Source organism: Corynebacterium sp. TAE3-ERU2 (genome assembly GCF_019209955.1).
Taxonomy (GTDB): domain Bacteria; phylum Actinomycetota; class Actinomycetes; order Mycobacteriales; family Mycobacteriaceae; genus Corynebacterium; species Corynebacterium megadyptis.
Genome location: NZ_JAHUTL010000001.1, coordinates 347,433 through 362,463, shown reverse-complemented (window position 1 = coordinate 362,463; position 15,031 = coordinate 347,433). Strand labels below are relative to the sequence as shown.

Here is a 15,031-nt window from a genome sequence, read left to right as displayed (position 1 = left end):
GACGTGTCCACAACAGCTGCGGCGGGAGCGCACGGAGCCACCCCCGCCGCCTCCCCCTGCACTTAAGAGGCGAGCCAGGAGAGGCTGAGTCCATAGGCCACGGCGGCAAGAGCGGTGGTGATCTCGATGATCGCGCCGGTGCAGTCTCCATTGAGTCCGCCAAAGCGGCGAGCCATGTGGCGCACCAGGCCCTCGGCGCAGAGCCAGATCACCGTGGTGCTCAGGATCGTGGCCGCAGCCATGCCAGGAGCACCCAAGGCGAGCCACCCCGCAGCGGCGATCACGACGAAACCGGCGGCCCAGGCAGCCACCCGCCACGCGGGCACGGTGCCCATGATCAGCGCCCCGAAACCGGTGGGAGAGAGCGCCTGCCGCTGTGGCGAGGCACTGCGACGACACACCACGAGTGCCGACCACCGAGAGAGAAAGAAGATACTGAGCAGGGCCAGCAGCAGCGCGGCCGAGGGGGCTGCTGCGCCGAGAACAGTGGCCAGCCCAGCCACCTGGGTGAGCAGGGCGAGCAGGACCGCGCCCATGCCCAGCGCCCCGGTATAGCGATCGCCAAGAATCTCGCGGGCCCGCTCCGGAGGGGCATAGGAGCCCAGCGCATCACCGACATCCGCCAGCCCATCGAGGTGCATGAGGCGGCTCAAGAGTTGCACCGCCACCACGATGAGCACCGCAGCCAGCGCGGCGGAGGCGGGGGCGCTCACCACAGCGATCAGGGTAGCGACGGCGCCGAGGGCGAGGCCGACGAGCGGCACGGAGGTCATGGCCCGCCGACCAGTGGTGGTATCGAATACCGTGGCCCCGCGGAGGGGGAGAACGGTGAGCCAAGAAAAGATGGTGGCTGGCCCCTCCCACAGCGGGTGGCCGTGGCGGCCACTGCCGGAGGGACCCGCTTTACCCGACACTCTCGTCCTCGTTGTGGGTGGAGACCCCAGCAGAGCTGAAGGTGGCCATATCCGTCATGATGTCTACCGCAGCCCGCACGATCGGCAGGGCAGCGGCGGCGCCGGAGCCCTCGCCGAGGCGCATACCGAAATCTAGAACTGGGGTGAGATCCAAGGCTTCGAGTGCGGCGCTGTGCGCCGGCTCCACGGAACGGTGTCCCGCGATCCACCACTGACGCGCGCCGGGAGCGAGGCGGTTAGCCCAGAGGGCGGCGGCGGTGACGACGACGCCGTCGAGGATCACCGGTGTGCGGCGCACCGCAGCCTGGGCGAGGAAACCAGCCATGGCGGCCAGATCCGGCGAGCCGATGGTGCACAGCACGCTGACGGGTTCCCGGTTGAGCAAGCGAGCGCGGAACATGGCATCCCGCACCGCTGCTACCTTGCGTTTCCAGCCTTCATCGTCGATGCCGGTGCCGCGGCCGACCACCACGACGGGCTCTAGGCGGGTGGCGACGCCGGTGAGAGCAGCCGCCGGGGTGGTATTGCCGATGCCGAGGTCGCCGGCGATGAGGAGATCCGCGCCGCGATCGATTTCTTCATCGGCGATGCGCTTGCCGATTTCGAGGGCGCGCACCACCTGCTCATTAGTCATGGCATCTTCGCGGTCAATCGACCCGCAGGAACGAGAGACGCGCTCATCGCCCCACACATCGTGGTCGAGGGAGACATCCACCAGCCGCACCTCGGCGCCGGCGGCCCGGCCCAGCACATTGATCGCGGCGCCGCCGTGGCGGATATTCTCCGCCATCTGAATCGACACCTCAGAAGGATAGGCGGAGACACCATTGGCGGCGATGCCGTGATCGCCAGCGAAAACCACAATGGTGGGCTGAGTAATGGTGCGCGGCGGGCACTGGTCCTGGCAGGAGGAGATCCAGATGCCGATCTCCTCAAAGCGGCCGAGGGCGCCCACAGGCTTCGTCAGGTCCGCTTGGTGCGCGATCGCCGCCTGCCGCGCCGCAGTGCTAGGGGGATCTACCTTGGCAAATAGATCGGAGGCGGAGGGCAGGGACTCCATGAGACAGCTCCTTATGTTGGCACGGGAAACCGCGAGTGGTTTCCGCATTGGGGATCAGACGTACCCAGAATACGGCTGCAGCACCGAGAATTTCATTTTTTTAAGGGCAGTGCCTGACCGGCGACCACCAAGGTGACGTTGTCCATCACCGCGGCGAGCTGCGCGTTGAGCCAGCCCAGCTCATCGCGAAAGAGCCGGCCGGAGCGGTGCTCGGGGATCACACCCATCCCCACCTCTGGGCTGACCACTACCAGTGTGGTGGATGCGGGCAGCGAGGAGATGGCGTCGATAAGCGCCGTGCAGCGCGGGCGGATGGTGCCGCGCGGTTTCTCCCACGCCTGGGCGTGGTCGAGCTCATGGGTGATCCACGTGCCCAGATCGTCCACCAGCAGAGTCGCGGCAGGCGGGGTGCGCAGCACCGCGAGAAGATCGGAAGAATCATCCGTGCGCCACCGCGGATCACGGCGACGCTGGTGCTCGGCGATGCGGGCGGCGAAATCCTCATCGCCCGGCCACGGCCGAGCGGTGGCCACATAGAGCACATCCGCGGCATCGCTGAGCAGCGCTTCGGCATAGCCCGACTTGCCACTGCGGGCCCCGCCGAGAATCAGATGACGCATCGCGAGCCTTTCAGCATGGCTTTAGACCTCGGCGCCGATCTCCACGCGCGGGCGCGGGGAACGCCAGCGGCGGGGCTGGCCGGCGCGGGAGAAGGCGTAGAAGCCCAAACCGAAACCAGGCTCGGTGGAGCCGGGGAACTTCGAGCGGGCGGCCCTATTGACGCGGCGGCCCATGATGATGCCTTCGACGAAGATCGCCAGCATGATGATCATCGCGATCATCGATGCCGCCATCGAAATCTGCGGCACGGCGTTCGACACCAGCATGATAAACAGCAGGATCAGGGCCAGCGGCATCATCATATTGGTGATGAACCGGCGGGCATCCACCCAATCGCGGGCGAAGCCACGCACCTCGCCCTTATCGCGCTCGAGGAGATAGCGCTCCTCGCCGCGGTCCATGCCCTCTTGGATCCGGCGCTGCTCCTCGCGGCGTTGCCGCTTCTGCCGCGCCTTGTACTCCTTGTACTCCTCCTTCGTCATCGACTCCTTGAACTTCTTCCGCCGGGCGCGGGCCTCGGCGCGCGTCTCCGGTGCGGAGAAGTGCTCGCGGCGCACCCCGCGCTCGCGCTCACGCTCATTGCGCTTCGGGGTGGGGCGGCCCTTCTTCGGGGTATAGCCCCGCGGGTGCTGCTCCTCGGAGTCGGTGGAATGCTCCTCTGCGGCGCTGGTGTCAGCGGGGGCGTCGGATGCGGTCTCGTCTTGATTCTTCTGCCACGGTAGTTTCACGCCTAATAGGCTAGTAAAAGATTCCCCAGAGATACCCATCGGCGCGCGCGAAGTACCCACGCTGGCCGGCGCGGCAGGTGATACGGGTCCGTGGTGGCGGTGGCGCACCCCCGCCCACGCCGCGGCCCAGGCAGCTGAAGCACTGCGTACAGGCAGCCGCGGGCGAACGCAGGGTGGGGAATAGGTGCCTGTGAGGATGTGTTTACACTCAGTAGAGGCACGCGGTAGCCTTGGTGCCACTGACATGACAGCAGCGTCCGCGCCTGGGGCACGGCATCAGCCCACCTCCCGCGAGGACCGCCGTGTGTCCTATGACTCAATAACTATAAGGAGAATCCACTCACCATGACTGCACCCGAATCCGCCACCGGAGTAATCCTCACCGAGGCTGCCGCCGCGAAGGCGAAGGCTCTGCTCGAGCAGGAGGGGCGCGAAGATCTCTCCCTGCGTATCGCCGTGCAGCCTGGCGGCTGCTCTGGTCTGCGTTATCAGCTCTACTTCGACGACCGTTCCCTGGACGGCGACAAGATGGATGAGGTCGGCGGCGTGAAGCTCGTCGTGGACAAGATGAGCACCCCGTATCTCGCCGGCGCCACCATTGATTTCTCCGACACCATCGAAGCCCAGGGCTTTACCATCGACAACCCGAACGCCACCGGCTCCTGTGCCTGCGGCGATTCCTTCCACTAAACACGCACTGTGAGTGGAGGGCGGCGTCGATAAGCGTCCATACACACACCACAGCCCAGCTCCCGATTGTGCGGGATGCTGGGCTGTTGTGCTGTGTGGGGTGGTTTAGAGATCCACCGGGTAGTCGCGCTGCTCGATCTGCGGATCGATGCGGTGTTCCACGAAAATGCCGTGCCAGACCATGAAGGCCAGCACCGTCCATAGGCGACGGGAGTGATCCGAGGTGCCGGCGCGGTGCTCGGCGAGCATCTTCAGCACCTCTGGCTTATTGAAGATCTCCTCTGTCTGGGACTCGTTGATGGTGTCCTGGGCCCAGCCGTGCAGCTCATCGCCGGCCAGCCAGTGACGCATCGGGACGGGGAAGCCCAGCTTCTTGCGGTGGAGCACGTGCGCGGGCACGATCTGCTCCATGGCCTTCCGCAGTGCGTACTTGGTGGTGGACTGCGCGATCTTGAGCTCGTGCGGGATCGTCTCCGCCACGGCGAATACTTCCTTATCGAGGAAGGGCACGCGCAGCTCAAGGGAGTGAGCCATATTGATCTTGTCGGCCTTGACCAAGATATCGCCGCGCATCCAGGTAAAGAGATCGAGGTGCTGCATGCGTGCTACCGGATCCATGTGGGTGGACTCAGCGTAGATCGGGGCCGTGACCTCACGGTGATCCCACTCGCGGCTCGCCCACGGGATCACCCGCTGCATCTGCTCGAAGTTAAAGGAGCGCGCATTGCCGTAGTAGCGCTCCTCCATCGTCATCGTGCCGCGCTCGAGCAGGGACTTGCCCTTCATGCCCTCGGGCAGCACAGCGCCGAGGCGACGCAGTCCCGCGCGCAGGGGAGAGGGGACCTTCTCAAAGGGCGCCAGCGACAGCGGCTCCTTATATATTGTGTAGCCGCCGAAGAGCTCATCGGCGCCCTCGCCGGAGAGCACCACCTTGACGTGCTTGCGGGCTTCCTGCGCCACGAAATACAGCGGCACCAGCGACGGGTCCGCCACCGGATCATCCAGGTACCACATGATCCGCGGAATGGCCGTGGCGTACTCCTCTGGGGAGACGATCTTCACGATGTGCTCGACACCGATGGCCTCCGCCGACTCTGCCGCCACATCCACCTCGGAATAGCCCTCCCGCTCGAAGCCGGTGGTGAAGGTCAATAGGTTCGGATTGTGCCGCTTAGCGAGAGTAGCGATGGCGGTGGAGTCGATACCGCCAGAGAGGAACGAACCGACGGTGACATCTGCTCGCATATGCTTTTCGACGCTATCCTCCAGCGCCCGCGCGATACGGTCGAAAAGATCCTGCTCGGCACCCTTGGGCACCGGGGTGGTGTTGAACTGCGGGCGGAAATAGCGCTGCTGCACCAAGTTCTCGCCCGGACGCACCGTGGCGAAGCAGCCCGACTCGAGGCGGCGAATGTCCTCGTGAAGCGACTCCGGCTCCGGCACATACTGCAAATCCACGTAGTGCTCGATGGCGCGATAGTCAAGGTCCAGGTCCAGACCGATGGCCTCCGCCATGGAGAGGATGGTCTTCTTCTCGGAGGAAAAGACCGTGCCGGCCGGGGTGGTGGCGAAGTAGAGCGGCTTAATGCCGAATTGATCGCGGGCCAGGAAGAGGACCTGCTCCTTGGTATCCCAGATAGCGATGGCGAACATGCCGCGCAGGTGCTCGACCACCTTATCGCCCCAGTGGTGATAGCCCACGGCAATGGTCTCGGTATCGCCATCGGTGTGGAAGGTATAGCCCTCCTTGCGCAGGGTCTCCCGCAATTCGATGTAGTTGTAGATCTCGCCGTTGAAGGTCATCGAGTAACGATCCGGCTCGCCCTCCGGGCCCCAGTGCAGGGGCTGATGGGAATGTGCGAGGTCGATGATAGAGAGGCGATTGAAGCCAAAGACAGCATGCTCATCGTGCCAGGTGCCCGAGGCATCGGGACCGCGGTGGTGCATGCAGGGCAGCGCCTGCTCCACGGCGTGTTGAAAGTCGGCGGCATTCGCCTCGGCGGTGAGCATTCCAAGAAGACCACACATAGTCGGGCTGGTTCCTCGATTCCTAAAGAGTGTCAGAGGGCTATAGATATTAAGGACGTAGCGTACAGTGCCGACGGTGCGCTCTGGCGCGAGCGACACTGCTGTGGAATCCCCGCGAGGGGAGTCGGTCACCGCCCGCTAAGGTGGCGCGGGCTCGGCCACAGCACCTCAGCGCGCGGCGTATCCACGACGTATCAACTCACGGGCTCGCTACGCCGTTCCCAATAGTACAGCCGTGATCACGTGGAGCCCTAAGCGTTACGTGGGCTGGGTTGAGGGCCGTGTAGCCTCGATACGCGCCATGGTGCAGCCGCGAACCTCGCTATGAAGCGAGCGCGAGCGGGGGAGCGGCTACGCCCGAACGGGGGAGAACAGCCCGCCCCAAAACTGGTGACTTAGGGCACAATATTGACGGGCGTCGCTCTCGTTGTGGCAGGAAGTGCCGAGGACAATCCTCAGAGAATTTTCAGGAATCGGCCGAATCCTTAAAGAATCATGACAAACAACATGGAAAAACAGCCGATATGCAGTACTCTGCTTAGTTAAGAGAGTGTCTTAGGACGAGCTCGCAGCTCTGGGCACTCACAAAGTTTTTGTGTGGACAGGAAGGCAGACACACGTGGAACAGCGTAAAAAGCGTGGTATTTCGCGCAAGGCGATGCTTGCAGGCGTCACCGGTGTCAGCGCACTCGCGCTGACTGGTTGTGACGTCACCCCACCTGATAACGGCTTTTTCCATGCCCTGCGCATGGGTTGGCCCGAGGGTGTGACCCCCGAGTCGTACGAGATGGGTAACTTCTGGGTGTGGGTCTGGGTTGCGGCCTGGATCATCGGCATCATCATGTGGGGACTCATGATCTACTCGATCTTCGGGTTCTCCGCGAAGCGCGCCAAGAAGGCTGGCAAGGACGAGTTCCCGCGCCAGACTCAGTACAACATCCCTCTTGAGCTCGTGCTCACCGGCGTGCCGATCATCATTGTGATGGCACTGTTCTTCTTCACCGTGCAGACCCAGGACCGCGTCACCGCTTTGGATAAGGATCCGAAGGTGACCGTGGACGTGACCGCGTATCAGTGGAACTGGAAGTTCGGCTACCAAGAGGTGGACGGCCAGTTCACCCCGACCGGTAATGAGTACCAGGGCATCGATGAGGAGCGTCAGGCTGCAGCCGAGGCATCCGCTAAGGATCCCGAGGGTGTGAAGAATCCGAACCCGATTCATGGCACGTCCCTGAACGATCGTTCCTACCTCCGCTACAACAAGATCGAGACCGTCGGCACCACCGAAGAGGTTCCGGTTCTGGTCCTGCCGACCAACACCGCGATCTCCTTCCAGTTGGCTTCCGCTGACGTCTCCCACTCCTTCTGGGTGCCGGAGTTCCTCTTCAAGCGTGACGTGTACTCCCACCCGGAGGCCAATAAGTCTCAGCGTGAGTTCCAGATCACGAGCATCGATAAGGAAGGCGCCTTCGTGGGTCGCTGCGCTGAGATGTGCGGTACCTACCACGCCATGATGAACTTCGAGGTTCGTGCAGTCTCCCCCGAGAAGTTCAAGCAGTACCTCGAGTACCGTATTAATAATCCGCAGGCCACCAATGCGGCCGCTCTGGAGTCTATCGGCGAGGCCCCCTACGCCACCTCCACCGCTCCGTTCGTCTCTGGCCGTGAGGACTCTCGCGATGGCGGGAACTTCCTCGACAAGCCCGGCGCTAACGCGGGCAACTAGGAAACGAGGTCAAGAAACATGAAGGTCAGCTCTAAACTCTTGTACGCCCTCACCGCATACATTGGTGCGGCGTCCATCATCTACATTTTCGCGACCATCTTCGTTGAAGACTCCGGAAACCTGCCGGGCGGCGAGTGGATCGGTATCACCATGCTGGTGATCTCCACCCTCATGACCCTGATGCTCGCGGGCTACTTCCACTTCACTGAGAAGCGCCAAGATATCCTCCCGCAGGACTGGGAGGAAGCAGAAGTGGAAGACGGTGCCGGCACCTACGGCTTCTTCTCCACGAGCTCCATCTGGCCGGCCGTGATGTCTGGTTCCATCTTCGTGCTGGGCGCGGGCATCATCTACATGCACTACTGGATGATTGGCTTCGGTGCGGTCCTGGTTATCTGGTCCACCACCATGCTCAACCTGCAGTACGGCATCCCGAAGGAAAAGCACTAAGTCTTTTTCCGGGCTAACGGTTAGGCGGGCCCACGGTGTGTAGGTTGTCTGCTTCCTACGCACGGCCCGCATAGCTCACAAAAACTTTCACGCGGCACCCACCTCACTCTCAGTTGAGGCGGGTGCCGCGTGTGTTATGTCTAAGGGCAGCCTAAGAACCCTAGCTGTCGCCGGCGTGGTTCGGGAGCGTGTGAGCGTCCTCTCCTCATTAAGGGTGGGGGAGGTGAATCTTCGCGCGGAAGGGGCCTCCGCATGGGGGTAACTATGGGGGGCCGAAGCCCAGTTGTGCGGGTCTGTGAGATGAATCTCGCCGTTCTTAGGGTGCATTTATGAGAGTTAATAAGCACTGATCCGCTAGCATAAACGCATACTCACTTTCGCCCGCAGAGATAGCAGAGCGCGAGAGAATTGGGCACACGCTGCTGAGATCCTTGACGATCACGCCGCGGGCCCGCCTGGGGGAGTAGTTGCCACCGCCGACGGAGGGGCGTCGGATGCGGTTCCAAAAAGTTCCCGGCTCATCGAAAACTTCTTAAATTCTTAGAAAACCCTCGAGCGCGAGCTGGGAAAACGGAAAAAGTTGGCGCTATATCGGGGGTAGATGATGAATCTTCCTTAGGAATCAGTCATACTTAGAAGCGTGACGAGCGCAGTAAATAACTCAGGAACGGCAGCAACACAGCGCGTTGCCGCACTGAACCGACCCAACATGGTCAGTGTGGGAACGATCGTGTTCCTGTCTCAGGAATTGATGTTCTTCTGTGGTCTGTTCGCCATGTACTTCGTCTCCCGCGCCAATGGCCAGGGAGTTTCGTGGGACGAGGGAACGGGCCACCTCAATGTCCCCTACGCGATGATGATCACGGCGATCCTTATTTCGTCGTCCTTCACCGCACAGTGGGGCGTCTTTGCAGCAGAAAGGGGTGACGTCTTCGGTCTCCGCCGGTGGTATGCACTGTCCGCACTGTTGGGCGCGATCTTCCTCGTTGGCCAGGCATATGAGTACTACCACTTGGTCGAGCACGGCTTGACTATTCAGAGCAGTGTCTACGGCTCGGTCTTCTTCATTACGACTGGCTTCCACGCAGCCCACGTCCTCGCGGGCGTTCTGGCCTTTGTGGTTGTCCTGCTTCGTATCGCGAAGTCCAAGTTCACGCCGGCACAGGCAACCGCAGCAATGGCAGTGTCCTACTACTGGCACTTCGTCGATGTTGTCTGGATTGCCCTGTTCGCAACCATTTACTTCATTCAGTAGGCCGTATCGGTCTCGCGCCATTTCTGGCTCTCAACCGCAGTCTGTGACAGGCAGGCAGTGATGCGGCAGGGCAGAAGGAGTGGTCGCGGATCAACAGCCCTTCACTTTCCGAAACCCGAAAAAGGAAAATGATGGATACCACACCACACGATGTTTCTGCGGCGAAGTCCGCGGAAGCAAAGAAGACCCGGACGCGGCGTAAGGCACGCCGTTCCGTCGCGGGTGCTCTTGCACTCACGGTGGGTCTGACTGGCGCCGGCCTGCTGGCTCACGCACTGACCCCCGATGCACAGGTAGCAACCGCTCAAAAAGACGATGCCGCTCTCGTTCAAGAGGGTAAGGACATCTACGACGTAGCCTGCATTACGTGCCACGGCACCAACCTTCAGGGCGTTGAGGGACGCGGTCCCTCCCTGATCGGTGTTGGCGAAGGCGCCGTGTACTTCCAGGTGCACTCTGGCCGTATGCCGATGCTGCGCAATGAGGCACAGGCACAGCGCAAGACCCCGCGCTATAACGAGCACCAAGCACTGGCACTTGCCGCATATGTGGACGCCAACGGTGGCGGTCCCGGCCTCGTGAAGAACGAGGACGGCACCATCGCCATGGAGTCGCTGCGCGGTAGCCACTACGACGGCACTATCGATCCGGCAGACGTCGCCCGCGGTGGCGAGCTCTTCCGCCTCAACTGTGCGTCGTGCCACAACTTCACCGGACGTGGCGGTGCGCTCTCCTCCGGTAAGTACGCCCCAGTTCTGGATCCCGCCAACGAGCAAGAGATCTACCAGGCTATGCTCACTGGCCCTCAGAACATGCCGAAGTTCTCCGATCGTCAGCTCTCGCTGGACGAGAAGAAGGACATCATCGCGTACATCAAGTCCACGAAGGAAACCCCGAGCCCCGGTGGTTGGAGCCTCGGCGGCCTCGGCCCAGTGGCTGAGGGTATGTTCATGTGGCTTGCCGGTATGGCAGCGCTTATCGCTGCTGCTCTGTGGATTGGATCGCGCTCATGAGCAAAAACAGCAAAGAATACACCTCGCAAGAACTCGCTGCGATGAGCAACGAGGAGCTCGCCCGTCTCGGCACCGAGCTTGATGACGTCACGGTTGCGTACCGCAAGGAACGCTTCCCGATTGAGAATGACCCCGCTGAGAAGCGAGCCGAGCGCTCGGTCGCTTTCTTCTTCATCGCGGGCATCGTTCTCATGCTCGCCTTCATGGCGATCTACCTCTTCTGGCCGTGGCAGTACAAGGCACTCGGCCAAGAGGGACTGTGGCTTTACACCTTCTACACCCCGATGTTGGGCCTGACTGCCGGTCTGGGCATCATCTCGATGGGTATGGGCGTAGTCACCTATGTGAAGAAGTTCATCCCCGAAGAGATCTCCGTCCAGCAGCGTCACGATGGCGGTTCCGCTGAGGTCGATGCAAAGACCCTCGGCGCGCTGCTCAACGACGCTTGGGAGACCTCCACTCTGGGTCGTCGCAAGATGCTCAAGGGTGTCATGGGCGCCGGCGCAGCCGTCGCCGGCCTGGGCATCCTGGCCCCGCTCGGCGGCATGGTGAAGAACCCGTGGAAGCCTCATGAGTTGGGCATCCAGGGTGACGGCACCCTCTGGACCTCCGGCTGGACCCTCGCCGAGCACGGCACCAAGCTGTACTTGGGCCGCGACACCGGCGTGACCGCGGAGAAGCACGATGGGCACTACACCACCCAGGGTGTGACCCGTCTGGTGCGTATGCGTCCCGAAGATCTGTTGGCAGCTTCGATGGAGACGGTGTTCCCGCTTCCTGACGAGTACGTCAACGACGGCGACCGCTACGACAAGCAGGCCATGGTCTACGAGGAGCACATGCACTCGATCCACGGTCCGCGTAACGCCGTCATGTTGATCCGCCTGCGCAGCGCCGACGCTGCCAAGGTGATCGAGCGTGTCGGACAGGAGAACTTCCACTACGGCGACTACTACGCCTACTCCAAGATCTGCACGCACATCGGTTGCCCGACCTCGCTCTACGAGGCTCAGACCAACCGAATCCTGTGCCCCTGTCACCAATCGCAGTTCGACGCTTTGCACTTCGGCAAGCCGGTGTTCGGCCCCGCCGCTCGTGCCCTGCCGCAGCTGCCCATTACCGTCGATGAAGATGGTTACCTCGTCGCCGCAGGCAACTTTATCGAGTCTGTCGGACCGGCATTCTGGGAGCGTAAATCATGAGCAATAAACTAGCTGAGCGCGCAGAAGCCATTGACTCTCGCTACAGCGGAGCCGGCTTCCTGCGCACCCAAATTAACAAGGTGTTCCCGACTCACTGGTCCTTCATGCTCGGTGAGATCGCGCTGTACAGCTTCATTATCCTGATCGTCACGGGTGTCTATCTGACCCTGTTCTTCGATCCGTCTATCTCCAAGGTCATCTACGACGGTGCCTACGCACCGCTCAACGGTGTGGAGATGTCTCGTGCCTACGAGACCGCGCTGAACATCTCCTTCGAGGTGCGTGGTGGTCTGTTCATTCGACAGATGCACCACTGGGCCGCCCTGGCCTTCGCGATCTCCATCATCGTGCACATGATGCGTATCTTCTTCACCGGCGCGTTCCGTCGCCCGCGTGAAGCTAACTGGATCATCGGCAGCGTGCTGATGCTGCTGTCCGTCGCCGAGGGCTTCTTCGGCTACTCCCTGCCGGACGATCTGCTCTCCGGCGTGGGTCTGCGTATTATGTCCGCCATCATCGTGGGTATGCCGATCATCGGTACTTGGATGCACTGGCTGATCTTCGGTGGCGACTTCCCCTCCGAGATCATGCTGGACCGCTTCTACATCGCCCACGTGCTGATCCTGCCGGGCATCATCTTGGCCCTGATCGGTGCACACCTGGCGATCGTCTGGTTCCAGAAGCACACCCAGTTCCCGGGCGCAGGTCGCACCGAGAACAATGTTGTGGGCGTCCGTATTCTCCCGGTGTTCGCTTTGAAGGCCTCCGCCTTCGGCATCATCACCGCCGGTGCCTTGGCCCTGATGGCAGGTATCACCACGATCAACGCCATCTGGAACATTGGCCCCTATAACCCGGCACAGGTCTCCGCTGGTTCCCAGCCTGATATCTACATGCTGTGGACTGACGGTGCCGCCCGTGTCATGCCGGCGTGGGAGCTCTACATCGGCAACCACACCATCCCGGCCGTGTTCTGGGTTGCCATCATGCTTGGCATCCTCGTGGTCCTGCTCTTCGCCTACCCGTGGATCGAGAAGAAGATCACCGGCGACGATGAGCACCACAACCTGCTGCAGCGTCCCCGCGACGTACCGGCCCGTACCGGTATCGGCGTGATGGCTCTGGTCTTCTACGGACTGCTGACCGTCTCTGGTGGTAACGACCTCTTCGCTTATCACTTCGATATCTCGCTCAACGCCATGACGTGGGTTGGTCGTATCGGCCTCATCCTGCTGCCGCCGATCTCCTACTTCATCACCTACCGCATCTGCGTTGGCCTCCAGCGCGCTGACCGCGAGGTGCTGGAGCACGGCGTCGAAACCGGCGTGATCGTGCGTCTGCCGCACGGCGAGTACGTGGAAGTTCACCAGCCCATCGGCCCAGTGGACGAGCACGGACACCAGATCCCGCTCGAGTACGCAGGCGCCAAGGTGCCGAACCAGCCGAACCAGCTTGGTTTCGGTGGGCACCCGGGTCGCGGCCTGTGGAAGGCCGACAGCGAGGATGTCGCTCGCCGCGCTGCCGAGATCGAGCACGCCAACGAAGAGGAAGAGCGCACCATGCTCGAGAACCTCAACGAGGCTAATCGCCGCGCCGACAAGGATGCCGGCCGCGAATAGCATCACACCTGAAGTACATATTCTGTACTGAGACTACTGCGTCATAGAGTCAAGGACCTTCACCCTCGGGGTGAGGGTCCTTCTCTTATGCTCGGTGTGCACCATCGAGGGCCCACACAGCCAACCGTGGTCCGACGGTGGGGTAGACACCGCCTCTACCGCCTTGGCAAGCAGCACAGTCACCTGTCCACGCGCAGTAGGGAAGCGTTCCCCACAGCGGCCTAGAGACCGCCACGCGGCCAGCACGCGGTTCTCGGGGCAGTACCGCTCTCGCCAGCCGGCGCGGTCGGTGCGCTCGGCGGGGCGCAGGGGCGTTTCCAGGGCTACTGATCAGACATCCTAGGGCTTCGTGTGGTCGCGCTGAGATAACGTTTCGGGCACGATCACGGCCCGATAACGGCCATAGTGGGGAAGGTCACAAAAAATAATTATGGAGCCCCGGCCGACGGTGGGCGGCTCCCACTATCGGTGCAGCATGGGACGAAAATATGCGAAAAACTGCAGGTAAAAGGGGTGTCATTCGAACGGTCTGGGGCCGCGTCGCCGTCGCCTGTTTCGATCACCGAATGGTCACTGGAAGATTACGACTTGATAACAGCGCCTAGATTTTGCTGAAAGCTGGACAAGTATCGTTGCCGTTTCGTAACCTAAACGAGACTTCGCGGGACGAAGCAGAGAGTAAGAAAACGATCTGGTCGCCACCGACGAACATCTACCGAAAAGAATAAGCCAGACCTAATCCGGCACAGTCTCTGATCAACTCCGATCCTGAGGATGCCGCCGGAGCCGGGGAACCACCTAAATATCTGGGGTGAAATTCTCGCAAGAGTGCTCAGTATAGAGAGCACGGCGCGAGGATGGGAGGCCTTCCGGATGCCTAGCCCGTCAGCTAACCCGGCCGGTTCAAACAAGGAAGACGTGGAAAAGTTTCAAATGGGTAATCACAATCGTCGTAGCGCAAGCCGTATCGTTCGCAACGCAGCAGCCGCAACCGCCGTTGCCGCCGGTGCCTCCGCCGCACTGGCCACTCCGGCTCAGGCCCTCGACATCAACGTGCCGGTCGTCGGCAACGTGTCCGTTCCTGGCGTGCCGAACGTTCCTAGCGTTCCGGCCGTGCCGAACATTCCCGGTGTGCCGGCAGAGATCAACAACATCGTTGATACCGGCCAGCTGAGCTCTCAGCTGCCCGTGCAGATTCCCGGCCAGGCTCAGGTCGCCCGCTCTGTCGCTCCGGCATCCTCCAACTCTGTTGGTGACCGCATCGTGAGCATCGCTCGCTCCAAGACCGGCGCTCCCTACGTCTGGGGCGCTGCCGGCCCGGACGCCTTCGACTGCTCCGGCTTCACCTCCTGGGTTTACTCCCAGGTGGGCAAGTCCATCCCGCGCACCTCTCAGCAGCAGGCAGCTGCCGGCGTCCGCGTGCCGCTGTCCCAGATCCGTCCCGGCGACATCGTTGCCTACTACGGCGGCGCTTCCCACGTCGGCATCTACGTGGGCAATGGCACCATCATCGACGCCATGCAGTCCGGCACCCCGGTGGGCGAGCGTCCGCTCGACTACATGCCGATCCACTCCGTGGTTCGCTTCTAAGAGCCACAGGCGAGGACAGCCCTGACAGCACACCGCAGACCAACGTACGGTCTGCGGTTTTGTCGTTATGGCGGCGCCTCGGCATTCGCTGGGGCGCCGGTGCTCGTAGCCCTCTTCGCTCGCCGCCTACGTTTG

The 15,031-nt window shown here is 62.0% G+C and carries 13 protein-coding genes and 1 riboswitch; of the genes, 8 read left to right on the top strand and 5 right to left on the bottom strand.

The window, feature by feature from the left end; all coding sequences use genetic code 11:
- Positions 1–62: 62 nt before the first annotated feature.
- The 4 genes from KRX12_RS01540 to KRX12_RS01525 all read right to left on the bottom strand — a co-directional run bounded on the left by KRX12_RS01540 (position 63) and on the right by KRX12_RS01525 (position 3,323).
- Complete coding sequence (locus tag KRX12_RS01540) at positions 63–914, bottom strand: adenosylcobinamide-GDP ribazoletransferase (protein WP_218365479.1); 852 nt, start codon at positions 912–914, stop codon at positions 63–65.
- Positions 904–1,974 carry a nicotinate-nucleotide--dimethylbenzimidazole phosphoribosyltransferase gene (gene cobT, locus KRX12_RS01535; protein ID WP_218365478.1) on the bottom strand — a complete coding sequence of 357 codons (1,071 nt, stop codon included), beginning with the start codon at positions 1,972–1,974 and terminating at the stop codon, positions 904–906. Before cobT ends, KRX12_RS01540 begins: the two co-directional genes overlap by 11 nt.
- 92 nt (positions 1,975–2,066) lie before the next feature.
- On the bottom strand, positions 2,067–2,594 hold the full coding sequence (locus KRX12_RS01530) for a bifunctional adenosylcobinamide kinase/adenosylcobinamide-phosphate guanylyltransferase (RefSeq protein WP_218365477.1): 528 nt from the start codon (positions 2,592–2,594) through the stop codon (positions 2,067–2,069).
- A 21-nt stretch (positions 2,595–2,615) separates the two neighbouring features.
- Entirely contained in the window at positions 2,616–3,323 is a 708-nt protein-coding gene (locus KRX12_RS01525; protein WP_218365476.1) for a DUF3043 domain-containing protein, read from the bottom strand.
- A gap of 345 nt (positions 3,324–3,668) precedes the next feature.
- Between KRX12_RS01525 and erpA the strand changes: the two genes are divergently transcribed.
- The gene (erpA, locus tag KRX12_RS01520) at positions 3,669–4,013 is read left to right on the top strand and encodes an iron-sulfur cluster insertion protein ErpA (RefSeq protein ID WP_151529243.1); all 345 of its coding nucleotides are present in this window, start codon (positions 3,669–3,671) and stop codon (positions 4,011–4,013) included.
- A 105-nt stretch (positions 4,014–4,118) separates the two neighbouring features.
- Here erpA and asnB read toward each other — a convergent pair whose 3' ends face one another.
- Positions 4,119–6,041, bottom strand: a complete 1,923-nt coding sequence (asnB, locus tag KRX12_RS01515; protein ID WP_218365475.1) for an asparagine synthase (glutamine-hydrolyzing) — start codon at positions 6,039–6,041, stop codon at positions 4,119–4,121.
- Positions 6,042–6,660: 619 nt separating this feature from the next.
- On the opposite strand from asnB, the gene KRX12_RS01510 reads away from it, so the two are divergent.
- From KRX12_RS01510 to KRX12_RS01480, 7 genes are all read left to right on the top strand, one after another.
- Positions 6,661–7,767 (top strand): cytochrome c oxidase subunit II, encoded by a 1,107-nt coding sequence (locus KRX12_RS01510; protein WP_218363992.1) that lies wholly within the window; start codon positions 6,661–6,663, stop codon positions 7,765–7,767.
- A gap of 18 nt (positions 7,768–7,785) precedes the next feature.
- The gene (locus KRX12_RS01505; protein WP_151529246.1) at positions 7,786–8,217 is read left to right on the top strand and encodes a cytochrome c oxidase subunit 4; all 432 of its coding nucleotides are present in this window, start codon (positions 7,786–7,788) and stop codon (positions 8,215–8,217) included.
- A gap of 640 nt (positions 8,218–8,857) precedes the next feature.
- The gene (locus KRX12_RS01500; protein WP_151529247.1) at positions 8,858–9,472 is read left to right on the top strand and encodes a heme-copper oxidase subunit III; all 615 of its coding nucleotides are present in this window, start codon (positions 8,858–8,860) and stop codon (positions 9,470–9,472) included.
- 131 nt (positions 9,473–9,603) lie between these two features.
- Positions 9,604–10,485, top strand: coding sequence for a c-type cytochrome (locus tag KRX12_RS01495; protein ID WP_151529265.1), 882 nt, complete (start codon positions 9,604–9,606; stop codon positions 10,483–10,485).
- Positions 10,482–11,687, top strand: coding sequence for a ubiquinol-cytochrome c reductase iron-sulfur subunit (locus tag KRX12_RS01490; protein ID WP_218363986.1), 1,206 nt, complete (start codon positions 10,482–10,484; stop codon positions 11,685–11,687). The genes KRX12_RS01495 and KRX12_RS01490 overlap by 4 nt, the downstream gene beginning before the upstream one ends.
- Positions 11,684–13,306 carry a cytochrome bc complex cytochrome b subunit gene (locus KRX12_RS01485; RefSeq protein WP_218363984.1) on the top strand — a complete coding sequence of 541 codons (1,623 nt, stop codon included), beginning with the start codon at positions 11,684–11,686 and terminating at the stop codon, positions 13,304–13,306. Before KRX12_RS01490 ends, KRX12_RS01485 begins: the two co-directional genes overlap by 4 nt.
- Before the next feature lie 744 nt (positions 13,307–14,050).
- Positions 14,051–14,226: riboswitch (cyclic di-AMP (ydaO/yuaA leader) on the top strand.
- Positions 14,225–14,896 carry a C40 family peptidase gene (locus KRX12_RS01480; protein ID WP_370625511.1) on the top strand — a complete coding sequence of 224 codons (672 nt, stop codon included), beginning with the start codon at positions 14,225–14,227 and terminating at the stop codon, positions 14,894–14,896. (Overlaps the previous riboswitch by 2 nt.)
- Positions 14,897–15,031: the final 135 nt, after the last annotated feature.